Source organism: Streptomyces sp. NPDC017056 (assembly GCF_044332485.1).
Classification (GTDB): Bacteria; Actinomycetota; Actinomycetes; order Streptomycetales; family Streptomycetaceae; genus Streptomyces.
In genome coordinates, this window is sequence record NZ_JBIRPD010000010.1 from 227,171 (window position 1) to 248,140 (window position 20,970).

17 protein-coding genes are annotated in these 20,970 nt (G+C 71.9%); 4 read left to right on the plus strand and 13 right to left on the minus strand.

The annotated features are described in order from the left end of the window. Nucleotides 1–228: 228 nt before the first annotated feature. The 3 genes from ACH4OW_RS20195 to ACH4OW_RS20205 all read right to left on the minus strand — a co-directional run bounded on the left by ACH4OW_RS20195 (nt 229) and on the right by ACH4OW_RS20205 (nt 4,340). A complete protein-coding gene (locus ACH4OW_RS20195; protein ID WP_360124664.1) occupies nt 229–1,242 on the minus strand; it encodes a polyprenyl synthetase family protein in 1,014 nt (337 codons plus the stop codon). Nucleotides 1,243–1,760: 518 nt separating this feature from the next. Continuing rightward, nucleotides 1,761–2,960 (minus strand): FAD-dependent oxidoreductase, encoded by a 1,200-nt coding sequence (locus tag ACH4OW_RS20200; protein ID WP_398029327.1) that lies wholly within the window; start codon nt 2,958–2,960, stop codon nt 1,761–1,763. Nucleotides 2,961–3,083: 123 nt separating this feature from the next. Then, nucleotides 3,084–4,340 carry an ATP-grasp domain-containing protein gene (locus ACH4OW_RS20205; RefSeq protein ID WP_398029329.1) on the minus strand — a complete coding sequence of 419 codons (1,257 nt, stop codon included), beginning with the start codon at nt 4,338–4,340 and terminating at the stop codon, nt 3,084–3,086. 308 nt (nt 4,341–4,648) lie between these two features. Here ACH4OW_RS20205 and fahA point away from each other — a divergent pair, with 308 nt between their 5' ends. The 4 genes from fahA to ACH4OW_RS20225 all read left to right on the plus strand — a co-directional run bounded on the left by fahA (nt 4,649) and on the right by ACH4OW_RS20225 (nt 7,680). Further along, nucleotides 4,649–5,848, plus strand: a complete 1,200-nt coding sequence (gene fahA, locus ACH4OW_RS20210; RefSeq protein ID WP_398029331.1) for a fumarylacetoacetase — start codon at nt 4,649–4,651, stop codon at nt 5,846–5,848. Beyond that, the gene (locus ACH4OW_RS20215; protein ID WP_398029333.1) at nt 5,845–6,525 is read left to right on the plus strand and encodes a GPP34 family phosphoprotein; all 681 of its coding nucleotides are present in this window, start codon (nt 5,845–5,847) and stop codon (nt 6,523–6,525) included. Before fahA ends, ACH4OW_RS20215 begins: the two co-directional genes overlap by 4 nt. A gap of 175 nt (nt 6,526–6,700) precedes the next feature. Then, nucleotides 6,701–7,183, plus strand: coding sequence for a hypothetical protein (locus ACH4OW_RS20220; RefSeq protein ID WP_398029335.1), 483 nt, complete (start codon nt 6,701–6,703; stop codon nt 7,181–7,183). A 155-nt stretch (nt 7,184–7,338) separates the two neighbouring features. Further along, the gene (locus ACH4OW_RS20225; RefSeq protein WP_398029337.1) at nt 7,339–7,680 is read left to right on the plus strand and encodes a hypothetical protein; all 342 of its coding nucleotides are present in this window, start codon (nt 7,339–7,341) and stop codon (nt 7,678–7,680) included. A 178-nt stretch (nt 7,681–7,858) separates the two neighbouring features. On the opposite strand, the gene nuoN is transcribed toward ACH4OW_RS20225, so the two are convergent. From nuoN to nuoE, 10 genes are read right to left on the minus strand one after another with little or no spacing between them, the layout of a single operon-like run. Next, entirely contained in the window at nt 7,859–9,511 is a 1,653-nt protein-coding gene (gene nuoN / locus ACH4OW_RS20230) for an NADH-quinone oxidoreductase subunit NuoN (protein WP_360124685.1), read from the minus strand. Next, the gene (locus ACH4OW_RS20235) at nt 9,508–11,139 is read right to left on the minus strand and encodes an NADH-quinone oxidoreductase subunit M (RefSeq protein WP_398029339.1); all 1,632 of its coding nucleotides are present in this window, start codon (nt 11,137–11,139) and stop codon (nt 9,508–9,510) included. The genes nuoN and ACH4OW_RS20235 overlap by 4 nt, the downstream gene beginning before the upstream one ends. 3 nt (nt 11,140–11,142) lie before the next feature. Then, complete coding sequence (nuoL, locus tag ACH4OW_RS20240; protein ID WP_398029341.1) at nt 11,143–13,089, minus strand: NADH-quinone oxidoreductase subunit L; 1,947 nt, start codon at nt 13,087–13,089, stop codon at nt 11,143–11,145. Between the two features lie 12 nt (nt 13,090–13,101). After that, nucleotides 13,102–13,401, minus strand: coding sequence for an NADH-quinone oxidoreductase subunit NuoK (gene nuoK, locus ACH4OW_RS20245; protein ID WP_003983361.1), 300 nt, complete (start codon nt 13,399–13,401; stop codon nt 13,102–13,104). Beyond that, complete coding sequence (locus ACH4OW_RS20250; protein ID WP_398029343.1) at nt 13,398–14,207, minus strand: NADH-quinone oxidoreductase subunit J; 810 nt, start codon at nt 14,205–14,207, stop codon at nt 13,398–13,400. Before ACH4OW_RS20250 ends, nuoK begins: the two co-directional genes overlap by 4 nt. Then, on the minus strand, nt 14,207–14,854 hold the full coding sequence (gene nuoI, locus ACH4OW_RS20255) for an NADH-quinone oxidoreductase subunit NuoI (protein WP_398029345.1): 648 nt from the start codon (nt 14,852–14,854) through the stop codon (nt 14,207–14,209). The genes ACH4OW_RS20250 and nuoI overlap by 1 nt, the downstream gene beginning before the upstream one ends. Next, nucleotides 14,847–16,226 carry an NADH-quinone oxidoreductase subunit NuoH gene (nuoH, locus tag ACH4OW_RS20260; protein ID WP_360124700.1) on the minus strand — a complete coding sequence of 460 codons (1,380 nt, stop codon included), beginning with the start codon at nt 16,224–16,226 and terminating at the stop codon, nt 14,847–14,849. Before nuoH ends, nuoI begins: the two co-directional genes overlap by 8 nt. Further along, nucleotides 16,223–18,751, minus strand: coding sequence for an NADH-quinone oxidoreductase subunit G (locus tag ACH4OW_RS20265; protein WP_398029347.1), 2,529 nt, complete (start codon nt 18,749–18,751; stop codon nt 16,223–16,225). The genes nuoH and ACH4OW_RS20265 overlap by 4 nt, the downstream gene beginning before the upstream one ends. Then, the gene (gene nuoF / locus ACH4OW_RS20270) at nt 18,748–20,103 is read right to left on the minus strand and encodes an NADH-quinone oxidoreductase subunit NuoF (protein WP_398029349.1); all 1,356 of its coding nucleotides are present in this window, start codon (nt 20,101–20,103) and stop codon (nt 18,748–18,750) included. The genes ACH4OW_RS20265 and nuoF overlap by 4 nt, the downstream gene beginning before the upstream one ends. Further along, nucleotides 20,103–20,957 (minus strand): NADH-quinone oxidoreductase subunit NuoE, encoded by an 855-nt coding sequence (nuoE, locus tag ACH4OW_RS20275; RefSeq protein WP_398029501.1) that lies wholly within the window; start codon nt 20,955–20,957, stop codon nt 20,103–20,105. The genes nuoF and nuoE overlap by 1 nt, the downstream gene beginning before the upstream one ends. Nucleotides 20,958–20,970: the final 13 nt, after the last annotated feature.

Here is a 20,970-nt window from a genome sequence, read left to right on the forward strand (position 1 = left end):
GGGCTCATTGTGACCCGTTCCGCCGTGGCGTGGTGCCCCAATCCCACCAAACCGGCCAGCCGTACGCGTCAGTCCCCGGGGCCAACTCCTCCTACTCCGGTGGGATGACCTCACACCGTCACAGGGCGGAGCGGATGAGACCAAAGGCGGACCGGTCCCTAGGGGACACCGGCTGCCTCACCGGTGCCGCGACGTCTCACAGGGCACGTCGCGGGAACGGGCGCGGCCTCAGCCCGCCCGGTGCACCACCGAGTCGCACAGCCCCTCCAGGGCCGCCTTCGCCGTGCACTCCGGCAGCGGCACCAGCATGGCCCGCGCCTCCTCGGCGTAGCGCACCGTGTCGCGGCGGGCCTGCTCCAGCGCCGGGTGGGCGCGCAGCCCGGCCAGCGCCTCGGCGTGCCGGACGTCGTCGGTGAGGTCGCCGGCCAGCAGGTCGCGCAGCTCGCGGTCCCGGTCGGTGCCGGCCGGCCCCTCGGCCAGGGCGCGCAGGCGCAGGACCGGCAGGGTCGGGATGCCCTCGCGCAGGTCGGTGCCGGGCGTCTTGCCGGACTCGTGGGAGTCGCTGGCGATGTCCAGGACGTCGTCGGCGAGCTGGAAAGCGGTGCCGAGCCGTTCGCCGTACTGGGTCAGGATGTTGACGGTGGACTCGTCGGCGCCGGACATCATGGCGCCGAAGCGGCCGGCGACGGCGATCAGCGAGCCGGTCTTGCCGGCGATGACGTCCAGGTAGTGGTCGATCGGGTCGCGGCCGTCGCGCGGTCCCGCGGTCTCCAGGATCTGGCCGGTGACGAGGCGCTCGAACGCCTCGGCCTGGATGCGTACGGCCTCCGGGCCGAGGTCGGCCAGTATGTGCGAGGCACGTGCGAAGAGGAAGTCGCCGGTCAGCACCGCGACGGAGTTGCCCCAGCGGGCGTTGGCGCTGGCCACCCCGCGGCGCACGTCCGCCTCGTCCATGACGTCGTCGTGGTACAGCGTCGCCAGGTGCGTCAGCTCGACGACGACGGCGGAGGGGACGATGCCCGGCGCGTGCGAGTCGCCGAACTGCGCGGCCAGCATCACCAGCAGCGGCCGGAACCGCTTGCCGCCTGCTCGTACGAGGTGCTGCGCGGCCTCGGTGATGAACGGCACGTCGCTTTTGGTGGCCTCCAGCAGGCCCTCCTCGACAGCCGCCAACCCGGCCTGGACATCGGCCTCAAGAGCCTGGTCCCGCACGCTCAGCCCGAAGGGCCCGACGACGGTCACGAGGGGTACTCCTGTCTGCTGACGATCAAACGGATTGTCGATCTGTCGCTGTCTTCACCATTGGCCAGCGTATCCGGTCGCAGTTGGATCACCGTGAGCGCCCGTCCCTCCGAAGCGCCCGGGCGGCGCGCAGGGCGTCCGGACCCCTCAAACAACCGCCCGTTATGTCCGCGCATGCCTGTTCGTCACGATTTGCTCTGGGAGGGACGGGGCAGTCGGTACCAGTGTTTTCCCGATGGCCCCCGGCGCCACATTCCGTGACCGCTCGCGCACACCCCCGCGACGACCACGCGTTCTTCCGCCGACCGCGGGCCGGCACCCCGCCGGGCGGCCCCGTGCGGCGGCGCTCGGCCGGAAACGGTCCCGGGAACGGGAGTTTCCGGCCGAGCCGAAGGCCGCCTGGTGACGGATCGCCTCGTACGAGCAGCTCGGACTTGGCGGCATCCGGCCGGAAACCACCGGCATGTCGGCCACCACCGAGCCGGCACCGAGCCGGCACCGCCGTGCCCGCGCTGCCGTCAGTGGCGCCGCACCACCGCCCCCGCCAACCGCCGGGACGCGAACTCGGTGCCGCAGACGAAGCGCATCACCGGGCCGAAGGAGGCCGCCGCCGGCAGGCCCGTGAAGTACAGGCCCGGCACCGAGGAGCCGAAGCCCGCGTCCAGGCGGGGGCCGCCGCCGCGCACCGTGATCCCGGTGCGCAGGCCCTGGCCGAGGAAGTCCATCGCCGCCAGGTCGACCCGGTAGCCGGTGGCGGCCAGGACGTGGTCGGCGGCCAGTTCGCCGGTCCGGCCCTCGGGGCCGCGCAGCGTCAGTACGGGGCGGCCGTCCTCGACGCGCGCCCCCGCGATCCGCCGCCCGGCCGTGACCTGGACGCGCCCCACGAAGCGCTCCCGCAGCCACCAGGCGCCCAGCGGCCCCAGCACCCGGCGCACCAGGAACCGCCGGGTGGGCGCAGGCAGGTACCGGAAGCCGCTCGCGTAGTTGGTGAACGCGTACAGCGACCAGGCGTTGCCGAACGGCGTCTCGGGCCGCAGCTTGGGCTGCCGGTCCGGCGGCGTGCCGAAGCCCACTGCCGTACGGCCGCGCGCCACGACCCGTACGGACTTGGCGCCGGACTCGGCGAGCAGCACAGCGCTCTCCAGCGCCGACTGCCCGGCGCCCACCACCACCACGTCCCGGCCCGCGAAGACCGACAGGTCCCGGTGCTGGGAGCTGTGCGAGACGGGCCCGGTGGGGGACGGCCCGTCCGGCACCGCGGCGGCCAGCTCGCGGGGCATCCTGGCGAACCCGGTCAGCCCGGTCGCCACGACGACGGCCCGCGCCCGGAACTCCTCGCCGCTGTCCAGCTTCAGCTCGAAACCGCCGGCCCGACGGTCCACCGACACCACCCGCACCTGCTCCAGGTCGGGGACCAGCTTCTCCTGGAACCACTCGCCGTACCGCACGAAGTCCTCGACGGGGACGATGTCCCAGTCGGACTCGTAGCGCCGCTCGCCGACCGCGTCGCAGAAGTCCCGGAGCGTGTGCCCAGCCTGCGGGGTGTCGATGTTGGACGCCACGGGCGTCGACTTGAGCAGCATCCCCGCGGGCATGTGCTCGCGCCAGCTCACCATCGGCCGGCCGAAGACGCGCACGGGCATCCCGCGCGCGCGAAGATGAGCCGCCGTCGACAGGCCGTACGGGCCCGCCCCGATGACCGCTACCGGAGTGTTCACGTGCGTTCCCCTCCCCAGGGTGTTACGGACCGGCAGTGCCCCCACTGCCCCAGGGCCCCCCGTCCGGGCGCCCCCGCTGAATCCCGGGCCGGTGCCCGGTCGGAATCCCGGCGTCCCGCGCCGCTACGGGCGCGCCTGCCGGAACGCGCCGCTGTGCGCCGCCTCCCGCGCGCGTCTGCTCGCGCGCCGCAGCTGCACCAGGTGCCGGGCCCCCGGCCCCACGAACCTGGCCAGCATCGTGAAGAACGGCTTGAGGTCGTCGGCGGCCAGCCACGCCAGCTCCGTGCCGGTGGCGCGGCGCGGCGCGTGCGGCGTCGTGTAGCCGCTGCGCCGGTACGCGAGCAGGGCCGGCAGGTCGATGTTCTCCACGACGAACCGCTGCCCGGCGCGCTGCTCCCCCTCCGGGACCCTGCGGCCGGTCAGGTCCAGGTGCTGGGCCCGTACGACGTCGATGCCCGACTCGTTCTCGAACAGGCGGAACTGGGCGCCCATTCGCGGGTTGAAGTCCAGCAGCTTGTACTCGCCGTCCCTGCGGTCGTAGCGCCAGTCCAGGTCGACGATGCCGCTGAAACCGATGCGCTTGACGAACTGCGCGGTCAGCTCCGCCAGTTCCGGGTTGTCCACGACGTACGCGCAGGCCGTCATGCCCGCGTGCGGTGGCCAGGAACGCACCTTCACCCCGGTGAACAGGGCCAGCGCGGTGCTCTCCGCGTCGAAGTACGCGTGCACGATCCAGTCCTCGGCCTCCTCCCTGGGCAGGTACTCCTGGAGGATCACGCCCGGCCGCTGCCCCCAGTCGCGGGCCAGGCAGACGAGCTGGTCGGGGCCGGAGATCCGGGTCGTGCCGGCGACCGCCGGGCTCCTGCGCCGCTGGAACGCCTCGCGGTTCTTGGCCACCACCGGAAAGCGCGCCTGCGCGGCGAAGCGCTCGATGTCCGCCTGCGACTGGGGGAAGGCGGCAGCGGGCGACGGCACGCCGTGCTCCACGCACAGCTCGTGCAGCCCCTGTTTGCTCGCCAGGCGGCGCGGCAGGCCCGCCTCGGTGCGCGGAAAGAGAAAGCGGTCGCCGAGGGCGTCGGCGTACTCGGCGATCAGGACGGCGGCCTCTTCGTCGGTCGGTATCAGGACCGCGGGCCGGCCGATGCGCTTGCCGATGCGCAGCAGCACCTCCACGAGCCGCTCGGGGTCCTCGCGTCCGGTGGTCGGCCAGACGCAGCGCCCGTGCAGGTAGCGCGAGACGGCGGCAGGCGTGAATCTGTCTTCCGTGATGGCGTATACGGGCACACCGAGGCGGCCCAGACTGCGGATCGCCCCCACCCCGCCGTGGTGCAGCGGGTAATCGCCGATCTTCACGACGAGCCCCGGAACGGTCCGGTCCACCGTGAACGTAGTGCTGGTACGAGCCACCTGACCCCCCAACGGCACGCGTCCCGCCCCGGCCGCGCCCGGCTAGGACGCTAAGCCCGAACTGACCATTCCGGCACCGCTTTTCAGGACATTGCGAACTCTTTAGGTGGCTTCGCCGGCGCCTTTCGCACCGCCCCGCGAGCGACCGCACCCGCCGTCCGACCGGCCATCCCCTCGCGGGCCGTTGGGCCGTAATCTGATCGTCGAGCCCCCGGCCCACCGGCCGGGCCGCCGGCCACAGGTGACGACGCACGCGAGACGACCCACGCGAGGAGCCGTACATGCCCGAGCAGAGCCCGCTCGACCTGCCCGAAGGCCACCCCTTCGGGCCGCACACCCTGCCCTACGGCGTGTTCAGCACGGCGGACGAGCCGGACCGGCGACGCATCGGCGTCCGCTACGGCGACCACGTACTGGACCTGAACGCCCTCGCCACCACCTCCGAGTCCCCGCACGCCGGCCTGCTCGCCGCACCGAACCTCAACCCGCTGCTCGCCGCGGGCCGCGACGTCTGGCGGGCCGTACGGGACGCCGTGCGCGCCGCCGTCACCGAGCCGGCGCACCGCGCCACCACCGAGTCGCTGCTGCTCCCGCTGGACGCGGTGACGCTGCACCTGCCGTTCGAGGTCGCCGACTACGTCGACTTCTACGCCAGCGAGCACCACGCCACCAACGTCGGCCGGATCTTCCGCCCGGACGCCGAGGCGCTCACCCCCAACTGGAAGCACCTGCCCATCGGCTACCACGGCAGGTCCGGCACGGTCGTCGTCTCCGGCACCCCGGTGGTAAGGCCCAACGGCCAGCGCAAGGCCCCGGCCGACGCGGCGCCCGTCTTCGGGCCCTCCACGCGGCTGGACATCGAGGCGGAGGTCGGCTTCGTCGTCGGCACCCCGTCCGCGCTCGGCGAGCCGGTCGGCCTGGCCGGCTTCCGCGACCACGTCTTCGGCGTCTGCCTGGTCAACGACTGGTCGGCGCGCGACATCCAGGCCTGGGAGTACGTGCCGCTCGGCCCCTTCCTCGGCAAGTCCTTCGCCACCTCCGTGTCCGCCTGGATCACGCCGCTGGACGCCCTGGACCACGCGCGTACGGCGCCGCCCGCCCGCGACGTACCCGTCCTCCCCTACCTGGACGACACGGACGCCGAACCCGGCGGCATCGACCTGCGCATCCAGGTGGACATCAACGGCGAGACGGTGACCCGCCCGCCCTTCTCCGCCATGTACTGGACCGCCGCCCAGCAGCTCGCCCACATGACGGTCAACGGCGCGTCGCTGCGCACCGGCGACTTCTACGCCTCCGGCACGGTCTCCGGACCCGAGCCGGACCAGGTCGGCTGCCTGCTCGAACTCACCGGCGGCAAGGGCCCGTACCTGGAGGACGGCGACGAGGTCACGCTGACCGCATGGGCGCCGGGCCCCGAGGGCTCCCGTATCGGCCTGGGCGAGGTCACCGGCCGGATCAGGCCCGCGCGAACGTCATGACCGGGCGCGACGCGTCCGGCGGCCCGGACCGGGGGCCCACCCTGCCCGAGGAACTGCTGCTCCTGGCCTTGGACCCGGAGCGCGGCAAGCCGCTGTGCGAGTCGTCCTACCTGCGCTACGCCCTGGCCGGCGCCGCCCTCGCGGAACTGGAGTGGGCCGGCCGGGTCGGCGAGGGCCGCGGCGGCCGGATCACCGTCCACAACCCGCTGCCGCTCGGCGACCCGGTGCTGGACGGCGCGCTGGCCGCCCTGCCCGACCCCACGAAGGGCGGACAGGGCGACGGGGGCAAGGCCCGGCGCTGGGTGCGGAGCGCGGGGCGCGGTGTCGACGAGCTGTGCCGGCAGCGGCTGGAGGAGCGCGGCGCGATCCGCCGGGAGTCCCGGCGGGCCCTCGGCCTCTTCCGGTACGAGCGCCTGACGGCCGGTCCGGTGGATCTCGCCGGGCCGGCCCACGCGCGCTTCAAGAGTGCCCTGGCCACCGGCTTCGCCGACCCCTGCGACCGGACGTTCGCGGCCCTCGTCGCGGCCATCCGGCTGGACCGCAGGCTGGCGCTCGGCCGCGACCGGCGCTCCGTGCACCGCGAGCTCAAGCGGCTGGGCCGCGAGGAATGGATCGCCCGCGCGGTCCGGTCCGCGGTGATCGAGGACGAGTCGGTGGGCTCGGGCGGCGCCGGGTGAGCCACGAGGGGGCGGACCCCCGCAACCCGCCCGTCCGGCCCGCGGAAGGTCACGGCCACGCGCCAACTCTGTAGCGACGGCGCCGCAATCCCTCCCGCCCCACCCGTTACACGCCCGGTCCGTGCGCCGCGTTGCTAGCCTCACGTCTCCCTGTCCCACAACGGAGGAGACGTACGTGCGCAAGGCAGCGCAGATCGCCGGGGCGGCCACCGCCGCCGCCATGCTGCTCAGCGGCTGCGGCAGCAGCGGCAAGACCGGCGGAGCCGACGCTCCGAGCACCAGCCCGGCGCCGACCGCACCCTCGCAGGGCGCGGACAAGCCCGCGGCCGGCAGCGCGCTCGACGGCGCCTGGACGGCCAAGACCGGCGACTCGGACCTGACCCTCGTCATCTACCGGGGCACCGCCTCGATGGGCCTCGGCGCCGGGAGCAACGTGGCCTGCCAGGGCAAGGCCGAGACCATGGGCGTCACGGTCATCGCGCTGAAGTGCATGGGCGGCCACACCACCCGCACCATGGGCACCGCCAAGCCGTCCGCCGACGGCAAGACGATGAAGGTGAGCTGGAAGGGCGGGCCCACCGACGACTTCACCAAGGCCGAAGGCAAGCTCAAGCTGCCGGACATGCCCAGTCTGCCCGCGGGCCTGCCGCACTCCTGACCGGCGCGCACGGCGGAGCCCCTGACCGGCTCGAACGGCTCAGGGCGCTACGCCACCAGGGGTGTTTCCGGGGCGGCGCCGGGAAAGACGCCATACGCTGAGCCATATTCACTCCGAGTAGTTGCTCGACACCGACAACCACGAGGAGTCACCAGATGCGCCTGCGTACCTCCGTCGCCGCCGCCTTCGGAGCGGCCGTACTCGCCCTGACCACCCCGACCTCCGCCTACGCCGCCGACGGGGTCTTCTCCTACGGCTTCAACACCGGCAACAAGCTGGACCAGCGGGCGGCCGTCTTCAACCCGCCGGGCAAGGAGTGCGTCACCCTCAAGCTGCCGGACGGCGCCGACTTCGCCTACGCCGCGCGCAACCGGACCAACGCCACCGCCGTCCTCTACGCCGACGACGACTGCAGCAGCGACACCTTCTTCGTCGTTCCCCCCGGCAAGGCCGCCCCGAAGCGGGTCCTGGTCCGCTCGGTGCTGTTCTCCCGCTGAGCCCCGCCCCGCCCCCGCGCTGACCTGCGCCTTCCCCACTCGGCCGGTGTTCTTCGCACGTTGCGCCCACACCGCGCCGCCCCTTCGTACGCTGAGATGTGCCACGGCCGCCGCCCGGTACCCCGCAAGGGCACCGGGCGGCGGCCGCGTCCGCGGGCCGTCCGACGACGGCCGGCGCTCAGCGCACGAAGACCCCCGCCTGACCCGCCAGGTCGAGGAAGTACTGCGGCGCCAGGCCCAGCACCAGCGTGACCGCCACACCGACCGCGATGGCCGTCGTCGTCAGCGGGCTGGGCACCGCCACCGTCGGGCCGTCCGCCTTCGGCTCGCTGAAAAACATCAGCACGATGACGCGGATGTAGAAGAACGCGGCGATCGCGGACGAGATCACACCGACCACGACCAGCCAGCCGGCGCCGCTCTCCGCCGCCGCCTTGAACACCGCGAACTTCCCCGCGAAGCCCGAGGTCAGCGGGATGCCGGCGAAGGCGAGGAGGAAGACCGCGAAGACCGCCGCCACCAGCGGCGAGCGCCGGCCGAGCCCCGCCCACTTGGACAGGTGCGTCGCCTCGCCGCCCGCGTCCCGTACGAGCGTGACCACCGCGAACGCGCCGAGCGTCACGAAGGAGTACGCCGCCAGGTAGAACAGGACGGAGGAGATGCCGTCCCTGTTGGTGGCGATCACACCGGCGAGGATGAAGCCGGCGTGCGCGATGGAGGAGTACGCCAGCAGCCGCTTGATGTCCGTCTGGGTGATGGCCACGATCGCGCCGCCCAGCATCGTGACGATCGCGACGCCCCACATGACGGGCCGCCAGTCCCAGCGCAGCCCCGGCAGGACCACGTACAGCAGCCGCAGCAGCGCGCCGAACGCCGCGACCTTGGTGGCCGCCGCCATGAACCCCGTCACCGGGGTCGGCGCGCCCTGGTACACGTCCGGCGTCCACATGTGGAACGGCACCGCGCCGACCTTGAAGAGCAGGCCCATCAGCACCAGCGCCGCGCCGATCAGCAGCAGCGCGTCGTTGCCCATCGTGTCGGCCAGCGCCGGGTTGATCTGCTTGGCGCCGTCGCCGACGACCTCGGCGATGCCGGAGTAGGTGACCGTGCCCGCGTAGCCGTACAGCAGCGCGATGCCGAAGAGCAGGAACGCGGAGGAGAACGCGCCGAGCAGGAAGTACTTCACCGCGGCTTCCTGGGACAGCAGCCGCTGGCGGCGGGCCAGCGCGCACAGGATGTACAGCGGGAGGGAGAAGACCTCCAGCGCGACGAAGAGCGTCAGCAGGTCGTTGGCGGCGGGGAAGACCAGCATGCCGCCGACCGCGAACAGCGCGATCGGGAACACCTCGGTCGTGGTGAACCCGGCCTTGACGGCGGCCCGTTCGGCCTCGCCGCCGGGCACGGCCGCGGCCTGCGCCGCGAAGGAGTCCACCTTCCTGCCGTGCGCCGCCGGGTCGAGCCGGCGCTCCGCGAAGGTGAACGTGGCGACCAGCGCCACCAGCAGGATCGTGCCCTGGAGGAAGAGCGCCGGGCCGTCCACGGCGATGGCGCCCATCGCGGCGATCTTCGCCTTGGTGGTGCCGAAGCCGCCGGCCGCCAGCCCCACGACGGCCGCGAACCCGGCGGCCAGCGCGAGCACGGACAGCAGCAGTTGGGCGTAGTACCGGCTGCGGCGCGGCAGGAACGCTTCCAGTACGACGCCGACGACCGCGGCACCCAGCACGATCAGGGCCGGGGCCAGCTGGGCATACTCGATCTTCGGCGCCGGGATCTTGGCCGGCGCCTCGGCCGCAATGGTCCACAGGCTGTGGACGCTCGCCACGGAACTCACTTCGCGGCCTCCGCATCTGCCGTGCCGGGTTCTGCCTTGACGGGTACGTCGGGGCGGGGATCGTGCCGGTCGACGACGGACAGGGTGTGGTCGACCGCCGGGTTGACGAGGTCCGTCAGCGGCTTCGGGTAGACGCCGAGGAACAGCAGCAGCGCGATCAGCGGGGCGACGACGGCCAGCTCCCGCGCCTTGAGGTCGGGCATCGCCCGCACCTCGGACTTCACCGGCCCTGTCATCGTCCGCTGGTAGAGGACCAGCACGTACAGCGCGGCCAGCACGATGCCGACGGTGGCCACGACGCCCACGGCCGGATAGCGGCTGAACGTGCCCACCAGGACCAGGAACTCGCTGACGAACGGCGCCAGGCCCGGCAGGGACAGCGTCGCCAGACCGCCGACCAGGAACGTGCCGGCCAGCACCGGCGCGACCTTCTGCACCCCGCCGTAGTCGCCGATCAGCCGCGAGCCGCGCCGCGAGATCAGGAACCCGGCGACCAGCATCAGCGCCGCCGTCGAGATGCCGTGGTTGACCATGTAGAGCGTCGCGCCGCCCTGGCCCTGGCTCGTCATCGCGAAGATGCCCATGACGATGAAGCCGAAGTGGGAGATGGAGGCGTACGCGATCAGGCGCTTGATGTCGCGCTGGCCGACCGCGAGCAGCGCCCCGTACAGGATGCTGACCAGCGCGAGGGCCAGGATGACCGGGGTGGCCCAGCTGCTGGCCTCCGGGAAGAGCTGGAGGCAGAAGCGCAGCATCGCGAAGGTGCCGACCTTGTCGACCACCGCGGTGATCAGCACGGCGACCGGGGCGGTGGACTCGCCCATCGCGTTGGGCAGCCAGGTGTGCAGCGGCCACAGCGGCGCCTTCACCGCGAAGGCGAAGAAGAAGCCGAGGAACAGCAGCCGTTCGGTGCCGGCCGCCAGCTCCAGCCTGCCGTCGGCGCGCGCCTGGACGATCTCGGTGAGGGAGAAGGTGCCGCTGCCCAGCTGGTGGGCGGTGGCCGCGTACAGCCCGATCACCGCGGCCAGCATGATCAGTCCGCCGGCGAGGTTGTAGAGCAGGAACTTCACCGCGGCGTACGAGCGCTGGGTCGCGCTCTGCTCCTCGCCGTGCTCCCCGGCCCGGTCACCGAAGCCGCCGATGAGGAAGTACATCGGGATCAGCATGGCTTCGAAGAAGATGTAGAAGAGGAAGACGTCGGTGGCCTCGAAGGAGATGACCACCATCGCCTCGACGGCGAGGATCAGGGCGAAGAAGCCCTGGGTGGGCCGCCAGCGCCGGTTGGGGGTCGGCTCTTCCATGGGGTCGGCGTCGTGCCAGCCCGCCAGGATCACGAACGGGACCAGCAGCGCGGTCAGCGCGATCAGCGCCACCGCGATGCCGTCCACGCCCAGCTCGTACCGGACACCGAAGTCCTTGATCCAGGCGTGCGACTCGGTGAGCTGGAACGGGCCCTTCGCGCCCGGGTCGAAACGGACCGCGACCACCGCGGCCAGTGCCAGCGTGGCCAGCGAGAACAGCAGCGCCAGCCACTTGGCGGCGGTGCGCTTGGCGGCGGGCACGGCCGCGGTGGCGATCGCGCCGATCGCCGGGACCGCCGCGGTGGCCGTCAGAAGGGGAAACGACATGGCTCAGACACCCCTCATCAGCAGGGTCGCGGCGATCAGCACGGCCGCACCGCCCAACATCTGTACCGCGTAGGAGCGGGCGAAGCCGTTCTGCACCTGGCGGAGCCGGCCGGAGAGGCCGCCCATCGAGGCGGCCGTGCCGTTGACCGCGCCGTCCACGACGGAGTGGTCCAGGTAGACCAGGGTGCGGGTCAGGTGCTCGCCGCCGCGCACCAGCACGACGTGGTTGAAGTCGTCCTGGAGCAGGTCCCGGCGGGCCGCCCGGGTCAGCAGCGAGCCGCGCGGCGCGACGGCCGGTACCGGCTTGCGCCCGTACTGGAGGTAGGCGAGCGCGACGCCGAGGACCATCACCACGATCGTGGCGGTGGTGATCGCCGAGGCGCTCAGCGGCGGGTGCCCGTGGTCGAAGTCGGTGACCGGCTCCAGCCACTTCACGAACGCCTCGTTGATGCTGAACAGGCCGCCCGCCGCCACCGATCCGACGGCCAGCAGGATCATCGGGAGCGTCATGGACTTGGGCGACTCGTGGGGGTGCGGCGGGGTGTACTCGCCGCTGGTTTCGGCGGCGGGCTCCACGGACGGCTCGGCCGGGGACGGTGTCGGCGCCTTGCGCCAGCGCTCCTCGCCGAAGAACGTCATCAGCATCACGCGCGTCATGTAGAACGCGGTGATCGCGGCGCCCAGCAGGGCGGCGCCGCCGAGGATCCAGCCCTCCGTGCCGCCCTTGGCGAAGGCCGCCTCGATGATCTTGTCCTTGGAGAAGAAGCCGGACAGCCCCGGGAAGCCGATGATCGCCAGATAGCCGAGGCCGAAGGTGACGAAGGTGACCGGCATGTACTTGCGCAGGCCGCCGTAGCGGCGCATGTCCACCTCGTCGTTCATCCCGTGCATCACCGAACCGGCCCCGAGGAAGAGCCCGGCCTTGAAGAAGCCGTGGGTGACCAGGTGCATGATCGCGAAGGCGTAGCCGACCGGCCCCAGCCCGGCGGCCAGGATCATGTAGCCGATCTGCGACATCGTCGAGCCCGCCAGGGCCTTCTTGATGTCGTCCTTCGCGCAACCGACGATCGCACCGAACAGCAGCGTCACCGCGCCGACCACCACGACGGCGGTCTGCGCGTCCGGCGCCCCGTTGAAGATCGCGCCGGAGCGGGTGATCAGGTAGACGCCGGCGGTCACCATCGTCGCCGCGTGGATCAGGGCGGAGACCGGGGTCGGGCCCTCCATCGCGTCGCCCAGCCAGGACTGGAGCGGTACCTGCGCCGACTTGCCGCAGGCGGCGAGCAGCAGCATCAGGCCGATGGCGGTGAGCTTGCCCTCGGACGTCTCACCCGCCGCGCCCAGCACCGGACCGAAGGCGAACGTCCCGAACGTCGTGAACATCAGCATGATCGCGATGGACAGGCCGACGTCGCCGACGCGGTTGACCAGGAACGCCTTCTTCGCGGCCGTCGCCGCGCTGGGCTTGTGCTGCCAGAAGCCGATGAGGAGGTACGAGGCCAGGCCCACACCCTCCCAGCCGACGTACAGCAGCAGGTAGTTGTCGGCGAGGACGAGCAGCAGCATCGCCGCGAGGAACAGGTTCAGGTAGCCGAAGAAGCGGCGGCGCCGCTCGTCGTGCTCCATGTAGCCGACCGAGTAGATGTGGATCAGCGATCCGACACCGGTGATCAGCAGGACGAACGTCATGGACAGCTGGTCGAGCTGGAAGGCGACGTCCGCCTGGAAGCCGCCCACCGGGACCCAGCTGAACAGGTGCTGGTGCAGGGTGCGGTGCTCGGCCTCGCGGCCCAGCAGCTCGGTGAACAGGGGGACGGCCAGGGCGAAGGACGCCAGCGCGAACAGCGTGCCGAGCCAGTGGCCCGCCCGGTCCAGTCTTTTGCCGCCGCACAGCAGCAGGGCCGCACCGACCAGCGGTGCCGCGACGAGCAGCGCGATCAAGTTCTCCACTTTTGCGACCCCTTACAGCTTCATCAGGCTGGCGTCGTCGACCGAGGCCGTATGGCGGGTGCGGAAGATGGACACGATGATCGCCAGGCCCACCACGACCTCGGCCGCGGCGACGACCATCGTGAAGAACGCGATGATCTGCCCGTCCAGGTTTCCGTGCATCCGCGAGAAGGCCACGAAGGCGAGGTTGCAGGCGTTCAGCATCAGCTCGATGCACATGAACACCACGATGGCGTTCCGCCTGATCAGCACCCCGGCCGCGCCGATGGTGAACAACAGGGCGGCGAGATAGAGGTAGTTGACCGGGTTCATCGCTTCGCCTCCTCGCTGCGGCCCAGCCAGTCTTCGGAGCGCTGCTCCAGTGCCTTCAGTTCGGCCAGGGACTCACCGGAGACGTCCCTGATCTGGTCGCGCTCGCGCAGCGTCGCGTTGACGGTCAGCTCGGACGGGGTGCCGTCGGGGAGCAGACCGGGGACGTCGACCGCGTTGTGCCGGGCGTAGACGCCGGGGGCGGGAAGCGGCGGGATCTGCTTGCCGTCGCGGACGCGGGCCTCGGACTGCTCGCGCTGCGTCTTGGCGCGCTCCGTACGCTCGCGGTGCGTCAGCACCATCGCGCCGACCGCCGCCGTGATCAGCAGCGCGCCGGTGACCTCGAAGGCGAAGACGTACTTGGTGAAGACCAGCGCCGCCAGGCCCTGAACGTTGCCTCCCGCGTTGGCCTCGCCGAGGCCGTTGAAGTGCCGGAGCGAGGCGTTGCCGAGGCCGGCGATGAGCAGGATGCCGAAGCCGAGGCCGCAGGCGGCGGCCAGCCAGCGCTGGCCCTTGAGCGTCTCCTTGAGGGAGTCGGCGGCCGTGACGCCGACGAGCATGACGACGAAGAGGAACAGCATCATGATCGCGCCGGTGTAGACGACGATCTGCACGATGCCGAGGAAGTACGCGCCGTTGGCGAGGTAGAACACCGCCAGGATGATCATGGTGCCGGCGAGCGAGAGGGCGCTGTGCACGGCGCGCTTCATCAGGATCGTGCACAGCGCGCCGATCACGGCGACCGTGCCGAGGATCCAGAACTGCACCGCCTCGCCGGTGGATGCCGCAGCGGCCAGGGAAGTCGTCATCACCCGGTCACCTCCCGGGCGGCGGGCTCGTCGGGCCCGAAGGTGGACGCGGCCTCCTGGGGCGCCGTGGTGTCCGCGCCGCCCTCCCCTTCGGTCGTCTCGCCCTTGGAGACGGCGGTCTGCCGCACCGTCCCCGGCGCGGCCTCCGTCACCAGGCCCCGGTAGTAGTCCTTCTCCGTCATCCCGGGGTAGATGGCGTGCGGGGAGTCGACCATGGTGTCCTCCAGGCCCGCGAGCAGCTCCTCCTTGGTGTAGATGAGCGACTCACGGGACCGGTCGGCGAGTTCGTACTCGTTGGTCATGGTCAGCGCCCGGGTGGGGCACGCCTCGACGCACAGGCCGCACAAAATGCAGCGCAGGTAGTTGATCTGGTAGACGCGGCCGTAGCGCTCGCCGGGGCTGTAGCGCTCCTCGTCGGTGTTGTCCGCGCCCTCGACGTAGATCGCGTCGGCCGGGCAGGCCCAGGCGCACAGCTCGCAGCCGACGCACTTCTCCAGCCCGTCCGGGTGCCGGTTGAGCTGGTGGCGGCCGTGGAAGCGCGGCGCCGTCGGTTTCTTCTCCTCCGGATACTGCTCGGTCAGCCGCTTCTTGAACATGGCCTTGAAGGTCACGCCGAAGCCGGCCACGGGGTTCTGGAAGTCAGGCACCGTCGCCCCCCTTTCCGTCCGTCTCGTTTCCGTCACCGACAGTGTCCACCCGGCCACTGACAATCAACTCGCGGTCCCTGCGCGGGCGCCGTCGCGGCACGGGCGGCAGGGTCTGTCCGGGCAGCGGCGGCACGGGGAATCCGCCCGCCATCGGGTCGAAGGCCGGCTCCTGGTCCGGCTCCTCCTTCTCGCTCCGGCGGAAGAAGTCCGCGACGAGCGAGACCAGCAGCACGGCGATGGCCGCGCCGGCCACGTACATCACGATCCGCTGGAAGTCGTAGCCCTCGTTCCGCAGGGCCCGTACGGTCGCGACGAGCATCAGCCAGACCATGGAGACCGGGATGAGGACCTTCCAGCCCAGCTTCATGAACTGGTCGTAGCGCACGCGTGGCAGCGTGCCGCGCAGCCAGATGAAGAAGAACAGCAGCAGCTGCACCTTGACGACGAACCAGAGCATCGGCCACCAGCCGTGGTTCGCGCCTTCCCAGAAGGCCGTGACCGGGTACGGGGCCCGCCAGCCGCCCAGGAAGAGGGTGACCGCGACCGCCGAGACGGTGACCATGTTGATGTACTCGGCGAGCATGAACATCGCGAACTTGATCGACGAGTACTCGGTGTTGAAGCCGCCGACCAGGTCGCCTTCGGACTCCGGCATGTCGAACGGGGCGCGGTTGGTCTCGCCCACCATCGCGACGATGTAGATGATGAAGGACACCGGCAGCAGCAGCACGTACCACTTGTCCTGCTGGGACTCCACGATCGTCGAGGTGGACATCGACCCGGAGTAGAGGAAGACCGCCGCGAAGGAGATGCCCATCGCGATCTCGTACGAGATCATCTGGGCGCACGAGCGCAGGCCGCCGAGCAGCGGGTACGTCGACCCCGAGGACCAGCCCGCCAGCACGATGCCGTAGATGCCGACGGAGGCCGTGGCCAGGATGTACAGGACGCCGATCGGCAGGTCGGTGAGCTGCATCGTCGTCCGGTGGCCGAAGATCGAGACCTCGTTGCCCGCCGGGCCGAAGGGGATCACCGCGACGGCCATGAAGGCCGGTACGGCCGCCACGACCGGCGCGAGCACGTACACCGCCTTGTCGGCGCGCTTGACGACCAGGTCCTCCTTGAGCATCAGCTTGATGCCGTCCGCGAGGGACTGGAGCATGCCCCAGGGGCCGTGCCGGTTGGGGCCGATGCGCAGCTGCATCCAGGCGACGACCTTGCGTTCCCAGACGATCGAGAAGAGCACGGTCAGCATGAGGAACGCGAAGCAGAAGACCGCCTTGACGGCGATCAGCCACCACGGGTCGCGGCCGAACATCGACAGGTCTTCCTGGGCCAGTGTGCTGCCGGCGAGAGCCAGGTGCTGCGTCACGCGTCCACCTCCTTGACCGGTCCTGCCGCCGCGCCGGCGGCCTCGGCGGCACCCGCCGCCGCGACCTTCACCAACTGCCCCGGCCGCGCGCCGGTGTCGGCGGCCACCCCGCCGCCCACCGAGTTCAGCGGCAGCCACACCACCCGGTCGGGCATCGGCGTGACCGCCAGCGGCAGCCGTACGGTCCCGCGCGGCCCGGTGACCGCGAGCAGGTCGCCGTCCTTGACGCCGGTCTCCGCTGCGGTCGCCGCCGACAGCCGGGCCACGGCCGCGTGCCGCGTGCCGGCCAGCGCCTCGTCGCCTTCCTGCATGCGCCCCTGGTCGAGCAGCAGCCGGTGGCCGGCCAGCACGGCTTCGCCGGGCTCCGGCCTCGGCAGCGCGCGCCCGGCCTCCATGGGGTCGGCGGCGTACGTGCCGCCCCACGGGCCCAGTGCCGACAGCTCCCGGCGTACGGCCCGTACGTCGGGCAGCGCCAGGTGGACGTCCATGGCGTCGGCGAGCATGTGCAGCACCCGGGCGTCCGGCAGCAGGTGCCGCCGCGTCATCTGGTCCGGTTTGAGGGCCGCCTCGAACAGCCGCGCCCGGCCTTCCCAGTTGAGGAACGTGCCGGACTTCTCGGCCACCGCCGCCACCGGCAGGACGACGTCCGCCCGCTCCGTGACGGCCGAGGGGCGCTGTTCCAGGCTCACCAGGAAGCCCACCGAGTCCAGCGCCTCCAGGGCCAGCGCCGGGTCCGGCAGGTCCGCCGCCTCGACGCCGGCCACCAGAAGGGCGCTCAGCTCCCCGGCGGCCGCGGCCGCGACGATCTGGCCGGTGTCCCGGCCGTGCCGCTGCGGCAGGTCGGCGACGCCCCAGGCGGCGGCAACCTCCTCACGGGCGCGCGGGTCGGTGGCCGGGCGCCCGCCGGGCAGCAGGCCCGGCAGCGCGCCCGCCTCGACGGCGCCGCGCTCGCCCGCCCGCCGCGGGATCCACACCAGCCGGGCGCCGGTCGCCGAGGCGGCCCGTACCGCGGCGGTCAGCGCGCCCGGCACCGTCGCCAGCCGCTCGCCCACGACGATCACCGAACCGGCGCCCCGCAGCGCCTCGGCCGCGCTCTGCCCCGCGCCCTCCAGTCCGATGCCGCCGGCCAGCGCGTCCAGCCACTCCGTCTCCGTGCCGGGCGCCGCGGGCAGCAGCGTGCCGCCTGCCTTGACCAGGCCGCGCGTGGCGAACGGCGCGAGTCCGAAGGTGCGCTGGCCGCTCTTGCGGTGGGCCTTGCGCAGCCGCAGGAAGACGCCGGGCGCCTCTTCCTCCGCCTCGATGCCGGCGAGGAGGACGGCGGGTGCCTTTTCCAGTTCGGTGTACGTGACCGAACCGGCACCGTCCAGGTCGCGGCCCCGCCCGGCGACCCGGGCCGCCAGGAAGTCGGCCTCCTCGGCGCTGTGGGCCCTGGCCCGGAAGTCGATGTCGTTGGTGTCCAGCGCGATCCGCGCGAACTTGGCGTAGGCGTACGCGTCCTCGACGGTCAGCCGGCCGCCGGTCAGCACGCCGGTGCGGCCCTTGGCGGCGCCCAGCCCGCGCGCCGCCGCCTCCAGGGCCTCCGGCCAGCTCGCCGTCACCAGCTCGCCGGTCTCCGCGTCCCGCACCATCGGGTGCTCCAGCCGGTCGCGCTGCTGCGCGTACCGGAAGGCGAAGCGCCCCTTGTCGCAGACCCACTCCTCGTTGACCTCGGGGTCCTCGGCCGCCAGCCGCCGCATGACCTTGCCGCGCCGGTGGTCCGTACGGGTCGCGCAGCCGCCCGCGCAGTGTTCGCAGACGCTGGGCGAGGACACCAGGTCGAAGGGCCGCGACCGGAAGCGGTACGCGGCCGAGGTGAGCGCGCCGACCGGGCAGATCTGGATGGTGTTGCCGGAGAAGTACGACTGGAACGGGTCGCCCTCGCCCGTGCCGACCTGCTGGAGCGCGCCGCGCTCGATCAGTTCGATCATCGGGTCGCCCGCGATCTGGTTCGAGAAGCGGGTGCAGCGCGCGCACAGCACGCACCGTTCGCGGTCCAGCAGCACCTGCTTGGAGATCGGCACCGGCTTCTCGTAGGTGCGCTTCCTGCCCTCGAACCGGGTGTCGGCCTGTCCGGCGGACATGGCCTGGTTCTGTAGCGGGCACTCGCCGCCCTTGTCGCAGACCGGGCAGTCCAGCGGGTGGTTGATCAGCAGCAGTTCCATCACGCCGCGCTGCGCCTTGTCGGCGACGGGCGAGGTGAGCTGCGACTTGACCACCATGCCGTCGGTGCAGGTGATGGTGCAGGAGGCCATCGGCTTGCGCTGGCCCTCCACCTCCACGATGCACTGGCGGCAGGCGCCGGCCGGGTCGAGCAGCGGGTGGTCGCAGAAGCGCGGGATCTCGATGCCGAGGAGTTCGGCGGCCCGGATGACCAGCGTCCCCTTGGGGACGGAGATCTCGATGCCGTCGATCGTCAGCGAGACGAGGTCTTCGGGCGGGATGGCCGCCCCGCCGCCCCCGGCGGGGGCGTCGCTGGTGACCGTCATGCATTCACCCCCAGGTGAGCGTTGGTGTCGGCCCAGGCGGTCGACCTGGCGGGGTCGAAGGGGCAGCCCTTGCCGGTGATGTGCTGCTCGTACTCGGCGCGGAAGTACTGCAACGAGGAGAAGATCGGTGAAGCGGCGCCGTCGCCCAGCGCGCAGAAGGACTTGCCGTTGATGTTGTCGGCGATGTCGTTGAGCTTGTCGAGGTCGCTCATGCGGCCCTTGCCGGCCTCGATGTCGCGCAGCAACTGGACGAGCCAGTAGGTGCCTTCGCGGCAGGGTGTGCACTTGCCGCAGGACTCGTGCGCGTAGAACTCGGTCCAGCGGGTGACGGCCCGTACGACGCAGGTGGTCTCGTCGAAGCACTGGAGCGCCTTGGTGCCGAGCATCGAGCCGGCCGCGCCGACGCCTTCGTAGTCGAGCGGTACGTCGAGGTGCTCGTCGGTGAACATCGGCGTGGAGGAGCCGCCGGGTGTCCAGAACTTGAGGCGGTGGCCCGGCCGGATGCCGCCGCTCATGTCGAGCAGCTGGCGCAGGGTGATGCCCAGCGGGGCTTCGTACTGGCCGGGGTTGGCGACGTGGCCGCTGAGCGAGTACAGCGTGAAGCCCGGGGACTTCTCGCTGCCCATGGTCCTGAACCAGTCCTTGCCCTTGTTCATGATGGCGGGAACCGACGCGATGGACTCGACGTTGTTGACGACAGTGGGGCAGGCGTACAGGCCCGCCACCGCGGGGAAGGGAGGACGCAGCCGGGGCTGTCCGCGACGGCCCTCCAGGGAGTCCAGCAGCGCGGTCTCCTCGCCGCAGATGTACGCGCCCGCGCCCGCGTGCACGACGACGTCCAGGTCCAGGCCCGAGCCGAGGATGTCGCGGCCGAGGTAGCCCGCCTCGTACGCCTCCCGGACGGCCTCGTGCAACCGCCGCAGGACGGGCACGACTTCACCGCGCAGGTAGATGAAGGCGTGGTTCGACCGGATCGCGTGACACGCGATGACGATGCCCTCGATCAAGGAGTGCGGATTGGCGAAGAGCAGCGGGATGTCCTTGCAGGTGCCCGGCTCGGACTCGTCGGCGTTGACGACGAGGTAGTGCGGCTTGCCGTCGCCCTGCGGGATGAACTGCCATTTCATCCCGGTGGGGAAGCCGGCGCCGCCGCGGCCGCGCAGTCCGGCGTCCTTGACGTACGCGATGACGTCGTCCGGCGGCATCGCGAGGGCCTTGCGCATGCCCTCGTAGCCCTCGTGCCGCAGGTAGGTCTCCAGCGTCCAGGATCCGGGCTGGTCCCAGAAGGCGGACAGCACGGGCGCGAGCAGTTTCTCCGGGTTGGCCTTGCTGACCTCGGCGGCCACGGTCATCACTCCCCCTCCTCGGCGGTCGGGCCGGCCGGGTGCGCAGGGTCGCTGGCCGAGGTGTCGCGTGGCGCGTCGTGCGAGCTGGGGTGGGTGGCCGGAGCCTCGCCCGGTGCCCGTCCGGCGTGTTCGCCGTCGCCCTCGGCCGGGCCCGCGCCCCGCTGCGGCACGACGTGGTCGGCGGAGCCCGCGCCCGGTACGGCCTCGCCCTTGGCCAGCCGCAGCCCCACCAGCGAGGCGGGCCCTGCGCCTCCGGTGGCCTCGACCGCGCCGGGCCGCTGATCCGGGAACCCGGCGAGGATGCGGGCCGTCTCCTTGTACGTGCACAGCGGCGCGCCCCGGGTCGGCTCGACGGCCCGTCCCTCCCGCAGGTCGTCCACCAGCCGTTTCGCGCTGTCCGGCGTCTGGTTGTCGAAGAACTCCCAGTTGACCATCACCACGGGTGCGAAGTCGCAGGCCGCGTTGCACTCGATGTGCTCCAGCGTGACCTTGCCGTCCTCGGTGGTCCCGCCGTTGCCGACGCCCAGGTGCTGCTGGAGCGTCTCGAAGATCGCGTCGCCGCCCATCACCGCGCACAGGGTGTTGGTGCACACCCCCACCTGGTAGTCGCCGCTGGGCCCGCGCCGGTACATGGAGTAGAAGGTGGAGACCGCCGTGACCTCCGCCGTCGTCAGATCCAGCATCTCGGCGCAGAAGCGGACGCCGGTGCGGGTGACGTGCCCTTCCTCCGCCTGGACGAGGTGCAGCAGCGGCAGCAGCGCGGAGCGCGAGCCCGGGTAGCGGGCGATCACCTCCTTGGCGTCCGCTTCGAGCCGGGCCCTGACCTCGGCGGGATAGTCGGGGGCGGGGAGCTGCGGCATCCCCAAGCTGACG

Coding starts and splice junctions, on each gene's coding strand:
- fahA (WP_398029331.1), top strand. CDS start 4,649: ATGCCCGAGCAGAGCCCGCTCGACCTGCCCGAAGGCCACCCCTTCGGG.
- ACH4OW_RS20215 (WP_398029333.1), top strand. CDS start 5,845: ATGACCGGGCGCGACGCGTCCGGCGGCCCGGACCGGGGGCCCACCCTG.
- ACH4OW_RS20225 (WP_398029337.1), top strand. CDS start 7,339: ATGCGCCTGCGTACCTCCGTCGCCGCCGCCTTCGGAGCGGCCGTACTC.
- ACH4OW_RS20235 (WP_398029339.1), bottom strand. CDS start 11,139: ATGTCGTTTCCCCTTCTGACGGCCACCGCGGCGGTCCCGGCGATCGGC.
- nuoK (WP_003983361.1), bottom strand. CDS start 13,401: ATGAACCCGGTCAACTACCTCTATCTCGCCGCCCTGTTGTTCACCATC.
- ACH4OW_RS20250 (WP_398029343.1), bottom strand. CDS start 14,207: ATGACGACTTCCCTGGCCGCTGCGGCATCCACCGGCGAGGCGGTGCAG.
- ACH4OW_RS20265 (WP_398029347.1), bottom strand. CDS start 18,751: ATGACGGTCACCAGCGACGCCCCCGCCGGGGGCGGCGGGGCGGCCATC.
- nuoF (WP_398029349.1), bottom strand. CDS start 20,103: ATGACCGTGGCCGCCGAGGTCAGCAAGGCCAACCCGGAGAAACTGCTC.
- nuoE (WP_398029501.1), bottom strand. CDS start 20,957: ATGCCGCAGCTCCCCGCCCCCGACTATCCCGCCGAGGTCAGGGCCCGG.